This window comes from Streptomyces sp. NPDC101393, from assembly GCF_044767385.1.
Classification (GTDB): Bacteria; Actinomycetota; Actinomycetes; order Streptomycetales; family Streptomycetaceae; genus Streptomyces.
In genome coordinates, this window is record NZ_JBIWNU010000007.1 from 125,635 (window position 1) to 144,715 (window position 19,081).

A 19,081-nucleotide genomic window follows, 5' to 3' on the forward strand; every position below is an offset into this window, starting at 1 on the left:
CCCTCCCGCCTGCCCCGCCCCGTCCCCTCACTCCCCGGGCAGACAGTGCCGGGCCGCCTGCCGGGACCGGCGGACCACCGCGTACCCCTTCGTCAGCACCCGGTCCCGGGCATAGGCGCGGCCGAGACCGCGCCCCTCGACGAGGCGGGCGAACTCCTCGGTGCCCGTATCGCGCCGCACCGTCAGCCGCGCCAGCGCGTACGGCCCCTGGCGGCGGCCGGCGAGCGTGTTGCGCACCGCGAGTGCCTGCCGGAAGCCCAGACCGCGCACCGTCTGCCGCACCCGCCGGCTGGAGTAGCCGTAGGGATGGGCGAACGACTGCGGTGCGCTGCCGACCTCCTCGGTGATGAGCTGACGGCAGCGCAGCACCTCGTCCCGCAGCCGTGCGTCGCCGAGCGCGTCCAGCTGCGGATGGCTGTGGCTGTGCCCGCCTATCTCCACCCCGGCCGCCGACAGCTGCCGCACCTGGTCCCAGTCGAGCATGGTGTCCAGGGCGCCGCCGGTGTCGTACGGGCCGCGCAGCCAGCCGGTCGTGACGAAGACGGTGGCCGCGAAGCCGTGGGCGGCGAGGGCCGGCAGGGCGTGCCGGTGCACGCCTTCGTAGCCGTCGTCGAAGGTGATCAGCACCGGCTTGGCGGGCAGCGGGCGGCCGTCGCGCCAGGCCGCGCCGAGCGCGGCGGTGGTGAGCGGGGTGAAGCCGCCGGCAGCCAGCACCTCCAGCTGCGCGGCGAAGGCGTCCGGTGTCACGGAGAGCGCCCAGGCCGCGGGCGCCGGCGATGCGCCGACCGCGTGGTACATCAGGATCGGCACCGTACAGGGGCGGCCGTTGCCCGTGCCGCTCATGACACCACCCCCTTGCGCTCCGCCACCGGACCCCGGCCCGCCTCCGGGCCGGGGACACCGTCCGCCGAAGGAACCGGGCCCGCCGCCGGAGCCGGGTCCGCCCGAGCGGCCTCCGCCTCGCGGATCACCGGCGCCGGCGCGAACGCCGTGCGCCTGCCGCGCGCCCGCAGTGTGCCCCGCACATAGCCACTCGCCGCGGCGGCCACGCCGGTCACGATCGCGCCTGCCCGGCCCGCGCCGCCGGGCCGCAGCAGCAGCGCGTCCCGCAGCCCGCGCAGCACTCCCGCGGGCAGCACCCGGGTGGTGTAGCGCCGCTCCGTCGCCAGCCCGTCGCGCGCGCCGACGCTCCGCGCCACCAGCGCCTTCGACAGGCCCTCGGCGTACGTCCTGCTGCGGAAGTAGCCGAAGCGCTGCCGGGCGGCCGGTACCCGGTGGTGGATGACCGACCGGTCGTCGATCAGCAGCACCGCCCCCGGGACGGTGTGGGTGATCCGGATGCACAGCTCGGTCTCCTCGCAGCCCAGCGGCCGCCGGTCGCCGTCCCGGCCGATGCCGTCGGCGAAGCCGCCGGTGCGCGCGAACACCGACCGGCGGAAGGAGGCGTTGCCGCCCAGCACATTGCGGACCCGGACCTTCCCCGGCGGCAGACCCCGGTAGGTGCAGCCCACCACCCAGTCGAACTCGGCGGGGAACCACGCCGGCCGGCGGCCCGCGTCCCAGGCCGGTTCGGTGCGTCCGCCCACCGCCATCACCGCCGGGTCCGCGTACCCGGCGGCGAAATGCCGCAGCCAGTCGCGTTCGGCCACGGCGTCGTCGTCGAGGAAGGCGACGATCTCGCCGCGCGCCGCGGCGATGCCGGTGTTGCGCCCCGCGGACAGTCCGCGGGGTCCGGAATTGGCCATGATCCGCAACGGAGTGGGCGCAGCCGCGGGGAGCGCGCCCCCGGGACCGGAGGCGTACGCGCCGGTGTCCGCGCCCCCGAAATGCTCCCGGAGCCGGCCCAGCAGCCCGTCGTTGTGGTCGACCACGAGCAGCACCTCGTGCGCGGGATGCGACTGGGCCGTGCCGCGGACCGACGCCACCGCGGCGAGGGTGTCCTCCCAACGGTCCGCGGTATAGGCGCAGATGACGACGGACACGGTCAGCGGCACGGGGACGGGGCCGGACGCCGGGACGGAGTGCGGTGCGTTCACCGCACGTCGCCGGTGATCAGGGTGGGCCGGGCGGCCCGCTTCCGTCTGGAGCCCCGCTCGCGCAGGATCACCTTCGCCACCCGCAGCCCGTCACGCACCGCCCGCAGATTGCTGACGCCGTGGATGCGGTGGTACTCGTGGCTGGGGATCTCCTGCACCCGCAGCCCGGCCTTGACCACCCGGATGTTCATCAGCGTCTCGACCTCGAACCCGGCGCAGTCCAGGGCGATTTCCTCCAGGCAGTGCCGCCAGAAGGCGTTGTATCCGTAGCACAGGTCGGTATAGCGGGCACCGAACTTGGCATTGACGATGGCGGTCAGCACGCGGTTGCCGAGCTTGCGGACCGGCGTCATGTCGTCCGTGCCGCCGCCGTTGGCGAAGCGGGAGCCCTTGGCGAAGTCGGCACCGGAGACCAGCGCCGAGACATAGCTGACGATCTCGCCGCCGTCGGCCGAGCCGTCCGCGTCGATCATCACGATGATGTCGCCGGTGCAGGCCGCGAAACCGCTGATCAGAGCATCCCCCTTGCCCTTGCCTCGCTGTGTCACCACCGTCACGTCCGGCCACAGCTCGCGGGCCACCGAGACCGTGTCGTCGGTTGAATTCCCGTCGACCAGCACCACTTCGTGAATCCAGTCGGGCAGGGTCTTGAAGACGTACGGGAGGTTCTCCGCTTCGTTCATCGCCGGAATCACGACGCTGACGGGCGGGGCGATGGCCAGGTGCGAGGAAACAGGCCGGTAGGAGGCCTGGGCGTGCGGCAGCGTCAGCGGAGGTTCGGCCGCGTCGGCAGGGCGAAGGAAGGAGCTCATGGAGTGGTTTCCCTCTCGTCCGGTGGACCGCCCACCCCCGGGCGGTCCCCTGTGAATCCGGTGAAAGGGGGGTCACGCCCCGCTCCCGGCAGCGTGAACTGCCATGGGAACAGGGCGAGCTGAGTCGGCATGAGTGTGCAGCCGCGCGGCTGTGCTCCCGGCCCCGGCAAGCGCGATCAGCTGCGTGTGCAGCGGATCAGCAAGCGAGGAACGGACGCACTGGACCCCCCCACCGCGCCTCGCGCCGGACGGTCATCGCGGTGCCCGAGCTCTCCCCTTGAGCCGTCTTGCGATGATCGTCCGATGCGAGTGGATGTGCGACGGATTTGATAAGCGGGACTCTAAGGCAAGTCCCCGTACGTCTCGGGCTCTTTGGCGCTATTGGCCGGTACGCACTGATGTACGCGCTCATGTGCGGACGCACCGGCGTACGCCCTGACAGTCAGGGCGTTCCGTGACGAACAGGACGCGGTTCAGCGGCCCGACCGGATGCGCCCCACCCGCTTGAGCAGCCGGTCCGCCGGCTCGAACAGCTCCGGGCGGGCCACCACGGCATTGCGCAGCGCCCGCACCGGGGCCCGCCGCGCCCGATGCCCCAGTGCCACGGGGTGCGGGCGCATCACCCACCCCTCGGACACCAGGAGTTCACGGGTCTTGAGGGAATCCTTGTAGTCCTTCTCGCCGCGCCCCAGATCGAGATACGCCGTCGACGCCGCGGCCGCCGCCTCCGCCATCCGCAGATGGAGCACCAGACCGGGGGAGTACTTCGCGAACTCCGGGTCGTAGGCGGGGAACCAGCACGCCAGCACGGACTCGGAACGCAGCCCGAAGTGCGCGGCGATCGGCCGCTCACCCGCGTACAGCACCGACAGCAGCCCGGCGAAGGAATCCGTGCGGGTGTGGAAGAGCTGCCGCACGAGCCGGACGATCCAGGGGTGGGCGAAGCGGTCGCTGCGGCCCGTCCTGCGGTACTGCGCGGACTTCCAGCCCATGAGGGTGCGCAGCGCGGCCGGGTCGCGCTCGTCATGGACGTAGCGCACCGGCCCCACGTCCCGGCCGAGCTTGCGCTCCTTGGCCAGGGTGGTCCGGGTGAACTTCGGCGACTGCGCGCGCAGCCGCTCCAGATACGCCGGGAAACCCTGGTCCACGTCGATCACGGGCGAAGGGTGGCGGCCGGAGAGCCCTCCGTCGAACGGCTTCTGGTCCGCCACCAGATGGTCGAACTCCAGCACCGACAGCCCGCAGCCCGCCAGCAGCTCCTGCGCGTCCCACAGGAAGCCGGGCCGGTGGACCATCCCCTGTGCATCGGAGACCCCCAGGCCGATCGCGCGCCCCACGCCCAGCGGCGACCGCTGGAACGGCAGGAACGCCGCCGGCGCGCCGTCCTCCCGGACCACCGCCATCCGCACCCCGCCACGGCACCGGCCGACGGCCAGCGCGAATTCGGGGGAGAGGAAGGGGTTCGCGAGCTGCGGCGCGCCCGCTGTCCGCGCCTGCTGCTGCAGGGCGGTCCAGGCCGCCCGGTCGGCCCCGGTCAGCTCGCCGGGCCGGTATACCTCGAAGTCCATGTCAGACCACCTGTCCTTCGCCGCCGCGGCCCGCCCGGCGCAGTACGGCCGTCAGCAGAAGCACGGTGCCGCTCAGCGCCGCGACGGCGATCACCCCGCCGCGCGCCGACCACAGGTGCAGGGCGAGCATCACCTGGGCCACCAGCAGGTCGACGGCGAGTGCGCCGGCGGCGGCGACCACGGCACGCCCGAGCGGGTCCAGCCGCCCCAGTGCCGCGCCTATCGCGGTGGCCGGTGCCCCCAGGAGGAAGAACAGTGTGAAGGGCGCGCGCACCGGTGAGGCGATATCGGCGAGCGCCAGGACGGCCCCCATCACGCCGATACCGAACGCCACACCCGCGAGGAGCGGAGCGGCCGCCCACGGTGGCCGGTCGCCCGGTGGGCCCTCGCCCGGTGGCGCATGGCCCGGTGGTGATTCGTGACAAGTTCCGCGGGAATTCAGGGTCTTGATGTGCATGGGCAGCTTTGCCCCCCATAAGCGCCGGATGCCGGGCCTCAATGTCGCGCAGCGCTCGGACGTCCGTCAAGGCGGACCGGGGCGTGACCGGGAAATCCGCCGACCGCGGGGAGTGGATTCCGGCCCTGGCGGGGCGCCCACAGACGGCGCAATGACGGGGCGCGGAGGCGGTCTTGCGGAGACTGTGGGGATGTGTCCGAGGGAGCCTGCCCTGTCCGCGGAGCCGCCGGGCGGTGCCGCCCTGATCGTGGTGATGGCGTGTCTCACCGTCGCCACCGGAGTGCTGGACGCCGTCAGCTTCCTGGCGCTCGGGCAGATCTTCACGGCCACCCAGACCGGCAACCTCCTCTTCCTGGGCTTCGGTGTCGCGGGCCAGGGCGGGCTGCCGGTGGTGGCGACGGTGGTCTCGCTCGGCGCGTTCGCCGTGGGCGCGGCGCTCGGCGGCAGGCTGGAGTCGGCGGTGGCGGCCCGCCGGCGTCACTGGTTCCCGCTCGCGCTGCTGGTGGAGGCGTTGCTGCTGGTGGGGGCCGGGCTGGCGGCCTGGGAACGGGGGTCGGCAGGTGAGCTGCCGCAGAGTCAGCGCTACACCGTCATCGCCCTGATGGCGGTGGCGATGGGCATGCGGAACGTGACGGCGATGCGGGTCGGCGCACCCGACCTCGCGACGACGGTGGAGACCCGGGCGATGACGGCCCTGGTGAGCGGATCGCGCCTGGGCCGCGACACCAGGATGGGCTACGGCACGCACGCCGCGGGCCGCCGGCTGATCTCCGTCGGCTCGATGCTGGCCGGGGGTCTGCTCGGCGCGGGGCTGCTCGCCGCCGGACTGCGCCCGTCGCCGGTGCTCCTGCTCGTGGCGGTGACCGTCGCCGCTCTCGGGCTCGTCGTGCCCCGCCTGGTCCGCCGTCAGCTCGCCGCCGGGTGACCGCCGGATCGCGCACATGTGCCCATGGCAATCGACGCCGAAGCGATGACATGAAGGTGAACATCCGTACGAATCAGAAGATTTGCCGTGAACTCTGGATCAGTTTTGGCATGGACACTTCCGGTTACTGGTGAGTCCTGCTACCACGGATGAGGCAGAGATCCTGCTAAGGGAGGTTCCATGAGACTGTCCCGATTCGCGGCCATGACGTCCGCCTTCTTCGTCACCACGGCGCTCGCGCTCACCGGCGCGAGCGCCGCCGCTTCCGCCGAACGCCCCACCGCCACCGGCTATGTCGCCCTCGGCGACTCCTACTCCGCGGGTGTCGGAGCCGGCAGCTACGACAGCGGCAGCGGCTCCTGCAAGCGCAGCACCAAGGCCTACCCGGCCCTCTGGGCCGCCGCGCACGCACCCTCGTCCTACCGGTCGACCGCCTGCTCCGGCGCTCGTACGGGTGATGTGCTCAACGGCCAGCTCGCCCCGATCGACAGCTCCACCGGCCTCGTGAGCATCACCATCGGCGGCAACGACGCCGGTTTCGCCGACACCATGACGACCTGTGCGCTGAACTCGGAGAGCGCCTGCCTGTCCCGCGTCGCCCAGGCCGTCGACTACATCAGGACCACCCTGCCCGGTCAGCTCGACGGCGTGTACGACGCCATCGGCCAGAAGGCCCCGGCCGCGCGCGTGGTCGTGCTGGGCTACCCCCACTTCTACAAGATCGGCGGCAGCTGCTCGGCCGGCCTCTCGGAGAAGTCACGCACCGCCATCAACGGCGCCGCCGACGAGATCAACTCGGTCACCGCCAAGCGCGCGGCCGACCACGGCTTCGCCTTCGCCGATGTCAACGCGACCTTCGCCGGACATGAACTGTGCTCCGGCTCCCCCTGGCTGCACAGCGTCACCCTGCCCATCGACGAGTCCTACCACCCCACCGCCGCCGGGCAGTCCGGTGGCTATCTGCCCGTCTTCGCCTCCGCTGCGTGATCCTTCGTTCACCCGTCGTCGAGAAGGGCCGCGCAATGGGCCCTTCTCGTGCGTTACCGCAGGCCGACGGGCAGTCAACTCGCCCTGCTGGCAGCCCTGTACGCGAGGTTCCGTATGGTGTTCGTCAACATCAAGGCGAGGCAGGTGAATCCGTTGACCGGTCTGCACACGTGTCCTCCAAGAGAGATAGGGTTACCCTGCCCGGGGCCGGGTGCCCTCGTAGGGTGGGGAGAGTCATGGAACAGATAACAGTGCGGAGCAGGGCGCGAGTCCCTGCCATGAACTGCACAAGCAGCGCGTCCAGCGCGCGTCTGGACCGCCATCTCGCGGTGCTGGGCGGCCCTGCCGTCCCGCAGCGTGAGGCCGCGGGTGCGACGTCGCTGATGCAGGAGCTCACGGCTCGTGATCACGCACGCACGAGGAAGAGCCGTGGCGCCAGGGTGTCGCTGTTCGCGCCGCTGCGCAGGCTGCGGCGATCGCTGTTCGGCGGTCACAGCTGACATCCCGCTGAAGCGGTACCTCAGGCGACCACACCGTCCCGGCGCAGCAGTGTGCTGCGATCCGATCGCCCGTCAGGCACGGCTGCCGAACGTGCATCGGTGTGTTCGCCGAGGGCAGGAGTCCTGCCCTCGGTACCGCACGGCTCGACACTCCCGTCCACCCGCATCCGGCCTCCCGCCCCGCAATCACCACCCGCCCCCCTGCGGCGGGTGGTTTTTCGTGTGTCCACGCACGGGGCGATCCGGGCCGCCGGCGGCCTCGTCGGCTCACAGCAGGGCGAACTGCCCCTCCGGGCCTTCCTCGTGATGGTCGAGCACCGACGCCGGGCGGCGGGCGGAGGGCGGCGCCGGAAGGACGCCCGCCGCCCGCAGCCCGGCCGTGCCGATCTGCGGGCCCTGCGCCGTCCGCTGCCGCAACTCCTCGCGCCGCGGCCGCAGTTCGGCCAGCAGCGCCAGTACGGTGATCAGCTCCAGCAGGTCCGACGTCCACTCCTGCGACCAGGCGGTGGCGCGCAGCGCCGCCAGCGAAGCGGCCTCGGCCGGCTCCGCGTCCGGGGCGGGCGCCGCGGTCCGCTGCGCGAACCACGCCTCCAGGACGCGGACACCGCCCGCGTGGAACTCCCAGGCGCCCGCCGGCACCGGCGAGATCCGGCCGTCGCCGATCAGCAGCGCCTCCTCCTCGCGGTCGTAGCCGATCGTCGCCGGCAGCCCGCGGACGGGGAGCGCGGCGCGCACATACGGCCGGCGCCCGCCCGGCATCCGCGGTCGCTCGCCGCTGTGCGCGCCGTGGGTGTGCAGCCACAGCATCCGCGCGCCGAGCGCGACGCCGAGGTCCCAGACCGCCGGATCGGCGGTCAGCGGCACCGTGACGCCGTCGGGGGAGTGGCCGGCGCTCGCGGTGATCCAGGCGAGGACGTCGACGGGGTCGGCGGGGCGGCCCAGGCGGTCGGTGAGCAGCTCGCGCAGGCCCGGGGCGAGGTTGGGCTCGATGCCGCCGGGGCGCCGGTAGAGCGGATGGATGCGGCCGGGGCGACCGGCCGGTGACCGGCCGTCGGGGAGCACCGCCGAGCACACCACGGCGGGGCCGGGGACCTGCGGCACCTGTGCCAGCTCGACCGCGAACAGCTGCCGGTCGTCCGCCACCCGCCACAGCTCCGGACGTGCCGCGTCGATCAACCGGTGGTCGGGCAGCAGCCACTGGCGGTCGAACGGGCCGTGCAGCATCCGCACCGGCTCCGGGCAGGGGCCGCTCGCGCGCGAGAGCCGTCCGGTAGCGGTGGCCTGCCCCGGCAGTTGGCCGACGGCGGAGTGCAGGGTGCGGGCTCGCGACGGCCGGAACAGCCGCTCGCGGGCGTCCGGGTCCGCGGCGTTCAGCAGCGCGTTCCAGCGGGTGCGCAGCAGCGCCGGATCGGGGCCGCGCACCCAGGAACGGCCGAGCCGTAGGGGTGGCACGGACCACGGCAGCAGATCGGACAGCCGTGGCGCGTCCTGCTTCGCCGTCACGCGGAGCCCCTCCCGGACCGTTTCGTTGACCCCGGCATCGTATCCGCGGGCGCGGGGGCCGCGCCGGGTCCGGGCAGGATGCTGCTGCCCCGTTGCGGTGTGCGAATGCGGTCTTCCGCTAACTGATCTTGGCCGGTACGGTCCTCGCCGTACGCCCGTCGGGCCCGCGCGGACGGTGGTCCGCGGCGCACGCCGGGACCTGCTCAGGGAAGGACCGCCATGACGGACACCACCTCCCCCACGCCGGAACGGCGCGGGGGGACCTCCAACGGTGTCCGGGCCGCCGCGCGGCTCGACCGGTTGCCGCCGTCCCGCTGGCACCGCCGCCTCACCTTCATCGTCGGGATCGGCGCCTTCTTCGACCTCTACGAGATCTTCCTCGGCGGGGTGCTCGGCGCCGTCCTCGCCGACCAGTGGCACCTCGGGCACACCGCGAAGTCCTGGGTGATCGCCTCCGGCTTCCTCGGAATGTTCGTCGGCGCGAATGTGCTCTCGGTGCTCGCCGACCGATTCGGCCGGCGCCGGATGTTCATGGTGAACCTGGGCGCGTACTCGCTCTTCTCACTGCTGTCCGCCTTCGCGCCGAACCTGGAGTGGATGCTGGCGCTGCGCTTTCTGTCCGGCCTCGGGCTCGGCGCCGAACTCGTCCTGGTGGACACCTATCTCGCGGAGTTCCTGCCGCGTGCGGTGCGCGGGCGGTACATCGCCTACGCGTACACCTTCGGCTTCCTCGGTGTCCCGGTCGCCGCCCTGCTCGGCGCCCGGCTGGTGGCCGCGCACGAGTTGCTGGGCATCGACGGCTGGCGCTGGCTGCTGGTGGCCGGTGCGCTGGGCGCCGGTTTCCTCCAGCTGATGCGCAGCAGGCTGCCCGAGTCGCCCCGGTGGCTGACGGTGCGCGGCCGCGGTGCGGAGGCCGAGCGGATCGTCACCGGCATCGAGGCGCGGGTCGCCGCCGAGACCGGCACGACCCTGCCGTCGGTGCCCGAGGCGGAAGGCGTCCCGGAACGCAGGGTGCCGCTGCGCGACATGTTCGGAGCCGACTACCGGCGGCGCACCGTGATGTGGTGGATCTTCCAGGTCCTGCAGACCGTCGGCTACTACGGCTTCGGGTCATTGGCGCCGGTGGTGCTGACGGAGAAGGGGCACACGGTCACCGAGTCGCTGCTGTACGCGGCACTGAGTTTCTGCGGCTATCCGATCGGCTCGGCGCTGTCCATCCCGCTCATCGACCGGATCGAGCGCCGGACGCTGATCATCGCCTCGGCGCTCGGCATCGCCGGCTGCGGCCTGGCCTTCGGCTTCGCCTCGGCCACCTGGGTCATCGTCGGGTTCGGCTTCGCGCTGACGGTGTGCAGCAATGTCTTCTCCAACGCCTTCCACGTCTACCAGACGGAGATCTTCCCGACCGGCCTGCGCAGCAGCGCGATCGGCATCGCCTACTCGCTGTCCCGGCTGACCTCGGTCGTGCTGCCGTTCATCGCGCTGAGTGTGCTGACCGACCTCGGGGCCGCCGCGGTCTTCACCGGGTCCGCGGTGCTGATGGTGCTTTTGTGTCTGGACGTGGCGCTGCTGGGGCCGCGCACCACGGGACGGAGCCTGGAGCGGATCTGACGGGGCCGCGCCCGCGGGGGCGGCTGCCGCCGGACGGTCAGTGCGCGTCCAGGGTGACCGTGAAGGAGAAGCGGTCGCCGCGGTAATGGATGCGGGCCACATCCACCGTCCGGCCGTCCTCGTCGTACGTGATGCCGGTGTAGTGCAGGATCGGGCTGAGCAGCGGGACCTGGAGCAGCCGGGAGGTCTCCGGGTCCGCGAGCCGCGCCTCGACGGTGTCGGTGATCCGGCTGATCCGTACGCCCACCGCGTCCCGCAGCACCTTCGTCATCGGCCAGCGGGCCAGGTCCGCCAGGTCGATGCGGGCGGCGACGTCGGGCCGTACGTAGTTGCGCGCGTGGTTGGTCGGCTCGCCGGTCTTCTCGTCGCTGCGCAGCCGGCGGAATCCGGCCACCTCCGTCAGCTCCGGGAAATATTCGGACAGTTCGGTGGGGACGGCTGTCGGGCCGTGCTCCAGCAGCTCGGTGTCCATCCCGGACTGCTGGGCCACGATCGCGTCCACCGAGCCCAGCAGCCGCACCGGCGCACCGCGCTGCGCGCTCGGCTCGATGAAGGTGCCGCGCCGCCGGTGCCTGCTGATCAGGCCCTCGGTCTCCAGTTCCTTGAGGGCCTGGCGCATGGTCAGCACACTCACGCCGTAGTGCGCGGCGAGCGCGTCCTCGGTGGGCAGCCGGAGCGGGGCGTCGGGGGAGCGGCCGAGTATGGAGGCGCGCAACGACTGCGAGACCTGATACCAGAGCGGCAGCTTGCGGTTCAGGGCGAGCGAGTCGGGAGCGAAGGTGGTCACAGATCGGTCCCCGGTGTCACGGGCGGAAGTGGCGCTGGAGACCCTGCCATACGTCGTCGTAGCCGCGCTGCAGATGCCCGGCGTCCCGGGCCTGTTCGGTCAGGGTCAGCGGCCAGCGGGTCTCGAACATGAAGGCCAGGCCGTCATCGATCTTCTGCGGCTTCAGCTCCGCGGTGCTCGCCCGGTCGAAGGTCTCCCGGTCGGGGCCGTGCGCGGACATCATGTTGTGCAGTGAGCCGCCGCCGGGCACGAACCCTTCGGCTTTGGCGTCGTACGCGCCCTCGATCAGGCCCATGTACTCGGTCATCACATTGCGGTGGAAGTAGGGCGGCCGGAAGGTGTCCTCGCCGACCAGCCAGCGCGGCGCGAAGACGACGAAGTCCACGCCGGCCAGGCCCGGGGTGTCCGACGGCGAGGTCAGCACGGTGAAGATCGACGGGTCCGGGTGGTCGTAGCTGATCGACCCGATGACGTTGAAGCGGTGCAGGTCGTAGACGTAGGGCACGTGGTTGCCGTGCCAGGCGACGACGTCCAGCGGCGAGTGGTCGTAGGTCGCCGTCCAGAGGTTGCCGCAGAACTTGTTGACGACCTCGAAGGGGCCCTCGGCGTCCTCGTAGGCGGCGACCGGGGCGAGGAAGTCCCGGGCGTTGGCCAGGCCGTTGGCGCCGATCGGGCCGAGGTCGGGGAGCTGGAAGGGCTGCCCGTAGTTCTCGCAGACGTAGCCGCGCGCGCTCGCGTCCAGCAGCTCGACGCGGAACCGGACCCCGCGCGGGATCAGCGCCACATGCCCGGGATCGGCCTGCAGCAGGCCGAGTTCGGTGCGCAGCAGCAGCCGGCCGTGCTCCGGGACGATCAGCAGTTCGCCGTCGGCGTCGCTGAACACCCGGCCCTCCATGGAGGAGGTGGCGTGGTAGAGGTGCACGGCCATACCGGTGCGCTGGGTGGCGTCGCCGTTGCCGCCCAGGGTCCACAGTCCGTCCAGGAAGTCGACCGCTCCGACGGGATCCGGGAGGGGGTTCCAGCGCAGCCGGTTGGGGTCGGGGACGCAGTCGGTGAACGGCGCCGAGCGCAGGGCGCGCTGTTCGGCGCGGACGAACGGGGGGTGCGCGGCGGACGGGCGGATGCGGTAGAGCCAGGAGCGCCGGTTGTGGTGGCGCGGTTCGGTGAACGCCGATCCGCTGAGCTGCTCGGCATAGAGGCCAAGCGGTGCGAGCTGGGGGGAGTTGCGGCCCACCGGCAGCGCGCCGGGGACGGCCTCGGAGCTGTGTTCGTTGCCGAAGCCGGGGGAGAGGGGAGGGCCGTGGTGGGCGGCCGCTGTCGTCCCCGCCGGGTCGTTTCCCGTACCTGCCATCGCGCGCTCCCGCCGCTCAAGGAATCCTATGGAGGACCTTAGGATTGCCGCGGAGGTCCGTCAACGGGGACTCCCGGCCGCCGTGGCCGGATCGTTGCGTACCGTGCCTTCGCCGGCCTCCCCCGCCCGCGCCCACCGGCCCGTTTCCCGCCGGGCGGAGCACCGCTGCCCCGCCCGGTATCCGTCCGGCCGGGTACGCCCGCCCGGGGGACGGGCAGGATGGACGGGTGCAGCAGCCCACCCCGCGGTCCACCCCGCACCCCCACCCGCTCCGCCGCGTCCCCGTTCAGCAGCGGAGCGCCGCACGCCTCGCCCGCATCCTCGACGCCTGCGCCGAACTGCTGGAGGAGACCGGATACGAGGACCTCAGCACCCGCGCCGTGGCCCACCGGGCCGAGGTCCCGATCGGCTCCGTCTACCGCTTCTTCCCCAACAAGCGGGCCATCGCTGCCGCCCTGGCCCGGCGCAATCTCGACGCCTACGCCGCCCGCATCACCGCCCGTCTGACCACCCCGGAAGCACCGCTCGTATGGCGGCACGTGATGGATGTGGTCGTCGACGAATACCTCGCCATGAAGCGGACCGTGCCGGGCTTCGGCCTGGTGGAGTTCACCGTTCCCGCCCCCCGGGAATCGCGGCAGGCCAACTACGAGGTCGCCGACCGGCTGCTCGGGCTGCTCGCCGCCCGGCTCGGTCTGGACGCCGCCGACGAGCGGCTGCGCACCGCTTTCCTGGTCGGCGTCGAGACCGCCGACGCGCTGCTCCAGCTCGCGTTCCGGACGGATCCGGCCGGCGACCCGGCCATCGTCGCCGAGACCAAGGAACTGCTGCGGGCCTATCTCGCGCGCTACCTGGACGGGGCGGCGCCCGACGGGTGACGGTGGGGGCTTCCCGCGGGCTGTCGGACCGGCCGTCCCTGGCGAGTTCCCGCCTAGGGGGTTCCACCATGCGTACCGGTCGGTATGGTCGTTCCGGGCGCCACGCACCACGCGCGGCCCCGCTGCCGGCACCGTCCCCGGGAGGGACCGATGAGTCGAACCGCCCTGCGTATCTGCCCGCTCTGCGAGGCCACGTGCGGGCTGAGCGTCACCGTCGAGGAGACGGCGGCCGACGGACCGCACGGCGAGGGCGGCGGGCGGATCACCGCTGCCCGGGGCGATCGCGACGATGTCTTCAGCAAGGGTTTCCTCTGCCCCAAGGGCGCGTCGTTCGGGCAGCTCGACTCCGACCCGGACCGGCTGACCCGGCCGCTGGTACGGCGCGACGGGCGGCTGCGGGAAGCGAGCTGGGACGAGGCGTTCGCGGCCGTACAGGCGGGACTGCGGCCGGTGATCGAGGAGCACGGCGCGGACTCCGTCGCCGTGGTGCTCGGCAACCCCAATGTGCACACCGTCGCCGGCGCGCTCTATCCGCCGGTACTGCTGAGCACCCTGCGCACCCGCAACTTCTACACCGCCTCCACCGTCGACCAGATGCCCAAGCACGTCTCCAGCGGCCTCCTCTACGGCGATCCGCTCGCCATCCCCGTGCCCGACCTGGACCGTACGGACCATCTCGTGGTGATCGGCGCCAACCCGATGGACTCCAACGGGAGCCTGTGCACCGCGCCCGACTTCCCCGGCCGGCTCCGGGCGCTGCGGCGGCGCGGCGGGCGGCTGACCGTGATCGACCCCCGGCGCACCCGCACCGCCCGGATCGCCGACCGTCATCTGGCGATCCGGCCCGGAACGGACGCGCTGCTGCTCTTCGCGATGGTGCGGGTGCTCTTCGACGAGGGCCTGGTGGACCCGGGTGAGCCCGCCGGGCGGATCAGCGGGGTCGCCGAGGTCGAGCGGCTGGCGGCGGACTTCGCCCCGGAGGCGGTGGCGTCCGCCTGCGAGGTGCCGGCCGAGGAGATCCGCGGCCTCGCCCGCGAACTGGCGGCCGCCGGCCGGGCCGCCGTATACGGACGGGTCGGCTCCAGCACCGTCGAGTTCGGGACCCTCACCAGCTGGCTGGTCGATGTGCTGAACATCCTGACGGGCAACTTCGACCGGCCCGGCGGGATCATGTTCCCGCTGTCGGCGACCGGCGCCGCGCCCCGGCCGCCGAAGCCCGGCCGGGGGTTCGCGCTCGGCCGCTGGCACAGCCGCGTCAGCGGCCACCCGGAGGCCAAGTCCGAACTGCCGCTGGCCGCCCTGGCCGAAGAGATCGACACCCCGGGGCAGGGGCCGGGCCACCCCGGTGCACCGGCCGGGCCGGTCCGGGCGGTCCTCGCCATCGCCGCCAACCCCGTGCTGTCCGCACCCGACGGCGCGCGGCTCGACCGGGCGCTGGCGGACGTCTTCATGGTCAGCGTCGACCCCTACCTCAACGAGACCTCCCGGCACGCCGATGTCGTGCTGCCGCCGCCCCCGCCCTCCCGCAGCGCGCACCACGACTTCGCCTTCAACGCCCTCGCCGTCCGCAACCAGGTCCGCTACACCCGGCCGGTGCTGCCGCTCGCCGACGGGCGGCCCGACGAGTGCGAGATCCACGCGCGGCTGATCCTGTGCGCCGGCGGCCAGGACGGCGCCGATCCCGCGCTGGTCGACGCGATGGTGATCGACACCGCGCTCGGCAAGGCCGCCGGCGACCCGCACTCCCCGGTCCACGGACGCCATCCGGCCGACCTCGCACGGGAGTTGACCGGACGGACCGGCGCCGAACGGCGGCTGGACATGATGCTGCGGCTCGGCCCGTACGGCGACGGCTTCGGCGCCGAACCCGGCGGGCTGACCCTGGCCCGACTGCTGGAGCACCCGCACGGCATCGACCTCGGCCCGCTCACACCCCGGGTGCCCGGAGTGCTGCGGACCCGCAGCGGCGCCGTCGAACTGTGCCCGGAGCCGCTCGTGGCGGAGGCGGCCCGGCTGCGCGCCGGCCTCTCCGCCCGCCCCGGCGGCCTGCTGCTCGTCGGGCGCCGCCATCTGCGGTCCAACAACAGCTGGATGCACAACGTCCCCGCCCTGACCGGCGGCAGCAACCGCTGCACGGTCCAGGTGCACCCCGACGACGCCGCGCGGCTGGGGCTGACCGACGGCGGCCTTGCCCTGCTGGCGGGGGACGGCGGCGAGGTGCCGGTGGAGATCACCGACACGGTGCGCCCCGGAGTCGTGAGCATGCCGCACGGCTGGGGCCACGACCGGCCGGGCACGCGGATGGCGGTGGCCGCCGCCGACCCCGGCGCGAACGTCAACCAGCTCCACGACGGGACCCGGCTCGACGTCCTCTCGGGGACCGCGGTCCTCAACGCCCTGCCGGTCCGGCTCGCACCGGCGTCCGAGGCGCCGGCGGCACGACCGGCGGCGCCCGCCTGAGCCGCCGTTCGTCCCCCTTTGGGGGCCGCGCGCGGGGCGGATCCGCGATCGGTTCCATGACCAGGTGTTTTGCTCGTATTGCTCGCGCGTCAAGACCTTGTTAACGAAAGTTTGCGGCACCTAACGTCACCACGACCGCCATCCCCGGTGGGTGTTCAAGGGCGAACGTGAGGTACCCCAATGCTGACAATCCTTGGATTTGTCATGATCGCCACCTTCCTGGTGCTGATCATGATGAAGAAGATGTCGCCGATGGCAGCGCTCGTGCTCATCCCGGCGCTGTTCTGCGTTCTGGTCGGCCAGGGCGCGCAGCTCGGTGACTACGTCATCAAGGGCATCGGTGATCTGGCCCCCACGGCGGCGATGCTGATGTTCGCCATCATCTACTTCGGGGTGATGATCGACGTCGGGCTCTTCGACCCGATCGTCCGCGGCATCCTGCGGTTCTGCAAGGCCGACCCGATGCGGATCGTCGTCGGCACCGCCGTACTCGCCGCGATCGTCTCGCTCGACGGCGACGGCTCGACCACCTTCATGATCACGGTCTCCGCGATGTACCCGCTCTACCGCAGGCTGAAGATGAGCCTGGTGGTCATGACCGGTGTCGCCGCCACCGCCAACGGCGTGATGAACACCCTGCCCTGGGGCGGTCCCACCGCACGTGTCGCCACCGCGCTCAAGCTCGACGCGGGCGAGGTCTTCGTCCCGATGATCCCGGCGCTGGCCGTCGGCATGGTCGCGGTCCTCCTCCTCGCCTACGTCCTGGGACTGCGCGAGCGCAAGCGGCTCGGCGTGCTCACGTTCGGCGACGTGGTGGAGGAGAAGGACACCGAGGCGGGCGCCGCCGCGGACGGCGTGCGGGAGACCGAGCAGGTGCTGGTCGGGGCCGGGGCGAACGGCGGCGGCAAGGCGTTCGGCCGGATGTTCCGCAAGGCCGCGGCGGCCGGCGGCTCGGGTGACGGTGCCGCGGACGGCGCACCGGCCACCGGTTCGGGCGCGGAGTCCGGGGATGGTGCGGCCGACGGCTTCCAGGGCCTCGACCCGCGGCGCGCCACGCTGCGCCCCAAGCTCTACTGGTTCAACGCCGCGTTGACGCTGGCACTGCTCACCCTGCTGATCATGCAGACGATGCCGATCCCGGTGCTCTTCCTCATCGGCGCCGCCATCGCGCTCACGGTCAACTTCCCGCAGATGAAGGACCAGAAGGCCCGGATCGCCGCGCACGCGGAAAACGTGCTCAACGTCTCCGGCATGGTCTTCGCCGCGGCCGTCTTCACCGGCGTGCTCACCGGCACCGGCATGGTCGAGCACATGGCTCACTGGCTGGTCAACGGCATCCCGGACGCGATGGGCCCGCACATGGGCATCGTCACCGGCATCCTGAGCATCCCGCTCACCTACCTGATGTCCAACGACGGCTTCTATTTCGGCATCGTGCCGATCCTCGCCGAGGCCGGCGCCGCGCACGGCGTCGCGCCCATCGAGATCGCCCGCGCCTCGCTCGTCGGACAGCCGCTGCACATGTCCAGCCCGCTGGTCCCCGCCGTCTTCGTCCTGATCGGGATGGCCAAGGTCGAATTCGGCGACCACACCAAATTCACCATCAAGTGGGCCGCCCTGACCTCCCTGGTGATCCTCTGCGCCGGCCTGCTCTTCGGCATCATCTAGGGTCTGTCGCTTTGGATCACGCCGGACCCCGCGAGCCCGGCGTGATCCACACGGCAGGCCCTGGCCCGCACCGGCAGGCCCGCCCTGCCCCTCCCCGACGAGCGGAACGGAACATCGCACCGTGACGGCACCCGCGAGGCCCGGCAGGAGCTGGCTGCTGCGTCTGGTCATCACCTTCTCCTTCGCCCAGGGAGCGGTGAGCATGGCCAGACCGGCCGTCTCCTACCGGGCCCTCGCGCTGGGTGCCGACGAACGCGCCATCGGCGTCATCACCGCCGTCTACGCGCTGCTGCCGCTGCTCGTCGCCGTCCCGCTCGGCCGCCGCACCGACCACGGCCGCTGCGCACCGCTGCTCGTCGTCGGCGTCGCCCTGATCAGCGGCGGCTGCGCGCTCAGCGGCCTCGCCGGATCGCTGCCCACGATGGCCGCCTGGAGCGGGGTGATGGGCCTGGGGCACCTCTGCTTCGTCATCGGCGCCCAGTCGATCGTGGCCCGCCGCAGCGCCCCCGAGGACCGGGACCGCAACTTCGGCCACTTCACCATCGGTGCCTCCCTCGGGCAGCTGGTCGGTCCGGTCGCCGCCGGACTGGTCATCTCCGGGCACGACGGCGCGATGGCCCGGACCAGCGCCACCGCGCTGCTCGTCTCCGGCGCCGTCGCCGCCGTCGCGTACCTCTCGCTCTGGCGGCTGGAGCAGCGCGCCGGAGCCACCGAGGGCGGTACGGGCCGCGCCGCCGGGCCGCCCGTTCCGGTACGCGGCATTCTGCGCACCCGCGGCGTACCGGCCGGGATCTTCATGAGCCTGGCGGTGCTGTCCGCGACCGACATCCTCACCGCCTACCTCCCGGTCATCGGCGAGGACCGGCACATCGCCCCCACCACCATCGGCCTGCTGCTGAGTCTGCGGGCCGCCGCCACCATCGCCTGCCGGGTCGTGATGACGCCGATGATCCGGTGGCTGGGCCGTACCGCGCTGATGGTCGGCAGCTGTGCGCTGGCCGGTCTGCTGTGCGGTGCCATGGTGCTGCCCGCGCCGGTCTGGGCGCTGGCGCTGATGCTCACCGGGCTGGGCTTCTGTCTCGGTGTCGGCCAGCCGCTGTCGATGACGACGGTGGTGCAGGCCGCCCCCGACCGGGCCCGCAGCACCGCCCTCGCCCTCCGGCTCACCGGCAACCGCCTGGGCCAGGTCGCCGCCCCGGCCGCGGCCGGTCTGCTCGCCGGTGTCGCGGGGACCGCCGCGCCGTTCGTCATGCTCGGCGTGCTCCTCCTGGCGTCCGCGGGCACGGCGGCGCGGGGCGGGAAGCCCGGGCGCGGCGCGGCGCCCGCCCGGTCCGGCGGGCCCGGGACGCCGCCGGCGGAGGCGGCGGGGGACGGTGTCCGGCAGACGGGGCAGGACGAGCGGCGTACGGGGTCGGGGGCGGGCCGCCCGGGGGAGCAGTAGGGAAGAGGCGCCCGGCGGTGGGAGGCGCCGAGGTCCCTGGCGCCGGAAAACTACCGACGCTAGTTTAGGGGGCGGACGACCACCAGCAGCCCGGGAG

General features: G+C 72.7%; 16 protein-coding genes. 8 read left to right on the forward strand and 8 right to left on the reverse strand.

All coding sequences use genetic code 11. From position 1 onward, the window contains the following. Nucleotides 1-27: 27 nt before the first annotated feature. The 5 genes from ACIRQ7_RS22805 to ACIRQ7_RS22825 all read right to left on the reverse strand — a co-directional run bounded on the left by ACIRQ7_RS22805 (nucleotide 28) and on the right by ACIRQ7_RS22825 (nucleotide 4,750). Nucleotides 28-843 carry a polysaccharide deacetylase family protein gene (locus ACIRQ7_RS22805; protein ID WP_404264666.1) on the reverse strand — a complete coding sequence of 272 codons (816 nt, stop codon included), beginning with the start codon at nucleotides 841-843 and terminating at the stop codon, nucleotides 28-30. Next, on the reverse strand, nucleotides 840-2,036 hold the full coding sequence (locus ACIRQ7_RS22810) for a glycosyltransferase family 2 protein (RefSeq protein WP_404264667.1): 1,197 nt from the start codon (nucleotides 2,034-2,036) through the stop codon (nucleotides 840-842). The genes ACIRQ7_RS22805 and ACIRQ7_RS22810 overlap by 4 nt, the downstream gene beginning before the upstream one ends. Next, nucleotides 2,033-2,848, reverse strand: coding sequence for a glycosyltransferase family 2 protein (locus ACIRQ7_RS22815; RefSeq protein ID WP_404264668.1), 816 nt, complete (start codon nucleotides 2,846-2,848; stop codon nucleotides 2,033-2,035). Before ACIRQ7_RS22815 ends, ACIRQ7_RS22810 begins: the two co-directional genes overlap by 4 nt. A 473-nt stretch (nucleotides 2,849-3,321) precedes the next feature. Beyond that, complete coding sequence (locus tag ACIRQ7_RS22820; protein WP_404264669.1) at nucleotides 3,322-4,416, reverse strand: GNAT family N-acetyltransferase; 1,095 nt, start codon at nucleotides 4,414-4,416, stop codon at nucleotides 3,322-3,324. Nucleotide 4,417: 1 nt separating this feature from the next. Continuing rightward, nucleotides 4,418-4,750 (reverse strand): hypothetical protein, encoded by a 333-nt coding sequence (locus tag ACIRQ7_RS22825; RefSeq protein ID WP_401473730.1) that lies wholly within the window; start codon nucleotides 4,748-4,750, stop codon nucleotides 4,418-4,420. A gap of 313 nt (nucleotides 4,751-5,063) precedes the next feature. On the opposite strand from ACIRQ7_RS22825, the gene ACIRQ7_RS22830 reads away from it, so the two are divergent. The 3 genes from ACIRQ7_RS22830 to ACIRQ7_RS22840 all read left to right on the forward strand — a co-directional run bounded on the left by ACIRQ7_RS22830 (nucleotide 5,064) and on the right by ACIRQ7_RS22840 (nucleotide 7,285). Next, the gene (locus ACIRQ7_RS22830) at nucleotides 5,064-5,798 is read left to right on the forward strand and encodes a YoaK family protein (protein WP_404264670.1); all 735 of its coding nucleotides are present in this window, start codon (nucleotides 5,064-5,066) and stop codon (nucleotides 5,796-5,798) included. Between the two features lie 180 nt (nucleotides 5,799-5,978). Then, nucleotides 5,979-6,785, forward strand: a complete 807-nt coding sequence (locus ACIRQ7_RS22835; protein ID WP_404264671.1) for an SGNH/GDSL hydrolase family protein — start codon at nucleotides 5,979-5,981, stop codon at nucleotides 6,783-6,785. A gap of 236 nt (nucleotides 6,786-7,021) precedes the next feature. Beyond that, a complete protein-coding gene (locus ACIRQ7_RS22840; RefSeq protein WP_401473721.1) occupies nucleotides 7,022-7,285 on the forward strand; it encodes a hypothetical protein in 264 nt (87 codons plus the stop codon). 267 nt (nucleotides 7,286-7,552) lie between these two features. On the opposite strand, the gene ACIRQ7_RS22845 is transcribed toward ACIRQ7_RS22840, so the two are convergent. Then, nucleotides 7,553-8,788: a type ISP restriction/modification enzyme gene (locus ACIRQ7_RS22845; RefSeq protein WP_404264672.1), complete on the reverse strand. Its 1,236-nt coding sequence runs from the start codon at nucleotides 8,786-8,788 to the stop codon at nucleotides 7,553-7,555. 219 nt (nucleotides 8,789-9,007) lie between these two features. Here ACIRQ7_RS22845 and ACIRQ7_RS22850 point away from each other — a divergent pair, with 219 nt between their 5' ends. Further along, the gene (locus ACIRQ7_RS22850; protein WP_404264673.1) at nucleotides 9,008-10,399 is read left to right on the forward strand and encodes an MFS transporter; all 1,392 of its coding nucleotides are present in this window, start codon (nucleotides 9,008-9,010) and stop codon (nucleotides 10,397-10,399) included. A gap of 37 nt (nucleotides 10,400-10,436) precedes the next feature. On the opposite strand, the gene ACIRQ7_RS22855 is transcribed toward ACIRQ7_RS22850, so the two are convergent. Together ACIRQ7_RS22855 and hmgA are read right to left on the reverse strand one after the other, a co-directional pair. Beyond that, nucleotides 10,437-11,186 (reverse strand): GntR family transcriptional regulator, encoded by a 750-nt coding sequence (locus tag ACIRQ7_RS22855; RefSeq protein ID WP_401473713.1) that lies wholly within the window; start codon nucleotides 11,184-11,186, stop codon nucleotides 10,437-10,439. 16 nt (nucleotides 11,187-11,202) lie between these two features. Beyond that, the gene (hmgA, locus tag ACIRQ7_RS22860) at nucleotides 11,203-12,537 is read right to left on the reverse strand and encodes a homogentisate 1,2-dioxygenase (RefSeq protein WP_404264674.1); all 1,335 of its coding nucleotides are present in this window, start codon (nucleotides 12,535-12,537) and stop codon (nucleotides 11,203-11,205) included. A 227-nt stretch (nucleotides 12,538-12,764) separates the two neighbouring features. Between hmgA and ACIRQ7_RS22865 the strand changes: the two genes are divergently transcribed. The 4 genes from ACIRQ7_RS22865 (at nucleotide 12,765) to ACIRQ7_RS22880 (ending at nucleotide 18,984) form a co-directional block, all read left to right on the forward strand. Next, the gene (locus ACIRQ7_RS22865) at nucleotides 12,765-13,415 is read left to right on the forward strand and encodes a TetR family transcriptional regulator (RefSeq protein WP_404264675.1); all 651 of its coding nucleotides are present in this window, start codon (nucleotides 12,765-12,767) and stop codon (nucleotides 13,413-13,415) included. 150 nt (nucleotides 13,416-13,565) lie between these two features. Beyond that, entirely contained in the window at nucleotides 13,566-15,875 is a 2,310-nt protein-coding gene (locus ACIRQ7_RS22870; protein WP_404264676.1) for a molybdopterin-dependent oxidoreductase, read from the forward strand. 180 nt (nucleotides 15,876-16,055) lie between these two features. Continuing rightward, a complete protein-coding gene (locus ACIRQ7_RS22875; protein ID WP_404264677.1) occupies nucleotides 16,056-17,543 on the forward strand; it encodes a CitMHS family transporter in 1,488 nt (495 codons plus the stop codon). 121 nt (nucleotides 17,544-17,664) lie between these two features. Then, the gene (locus ACIRQ7_RS22880) at nucleotides 17,665-18,984 is read left to right on the forward strand and encodes an MFS transporter (RefSeq protein WP_404264678.1); all 1,320 of its coding nucleotides are present in this window, start codon (nucleotides 17,665-17,667) and stop codon (nucleotides 18,982-18,984) included. The last annotated feature ends 97 nt before the right edge of the window (nucleotides 18,985-19,081 follow it).

Bases quoted from the DNA above. Each gene is read 5' to 3' on its own strand.
- ACIRQ7_RS22805 (WP_404264666.1), bottom strand. From the start codon at position 843: ATGAGCGGCACGGGCAACGGCCGCCCCTGTACGGTGCCGATCCTGATG.
- ACIRQ7_RS22850 (WP_404264673.1), top strand. From the start codon at position 9,008: ATGACGGACACCACCTCCCCCACGCCGGAACGGCGCGGGGGGACCTCC.
- ACIRQ7_RS22815 (WP_404264668.1), bottom strand. From the start codon at position 2,848: ATGAGCTCCTTCCTTCGCCCTGCCGACGCGGCCGAACCTCCGCTGACG.
- ACIRQ7_RS22835 (WP_404264671.1), top strand. From the start codon at position 5,979: ATGAGACTGTCCCGATTCGCGGCCATGACGTCCGCCTTCTTCGTCACC.
- hmgA (WP_404264674.1), bottom strand. From the start codon at position 12,537: ATGGCAGGTACGGGAAACGACCCGGCGGGGACGACAGCGGCCGCCCAC.
- ACIRQ7_RS22870 (WP_404264676.1), top strand. From the start codon at position 13,566: ATGAGTCGAACCGCCCTGCGTATCTGCCCGCTCTGCGAGGCCACGTGC.
- ACIRQ7_RS22820 (WP_404264669.1), bottom strand. From the start codon at position 4,416: ATGGACTTCGAGGTATACCGGCCCGGCGAGCTGACCGGGGCCGACCGG.
- ACIRQ7_RS22840 (WP_401473721.1), top strand. From the start codon at position 7,022: ATGGAACAGATAACAGTGCGGAGCAGGGCGCGAGTCCCTGCCATGAAC.
- ACIRQ7_RS22875 (WP_404264677.1), top strand. From the start codon at position 16,056: ATGCTGACAATCCTTGGATTTGTCATGATCGCCACCTTCCTGGTGCTG.
- ACIRQ7_RS22830 (WP_404264670.1), top strand. From the start codon at position 5,064: ATGTGTCCGAGGGAGCCTGCCCTGTCCGCGGAGCCGCCGGGCGGTGCC.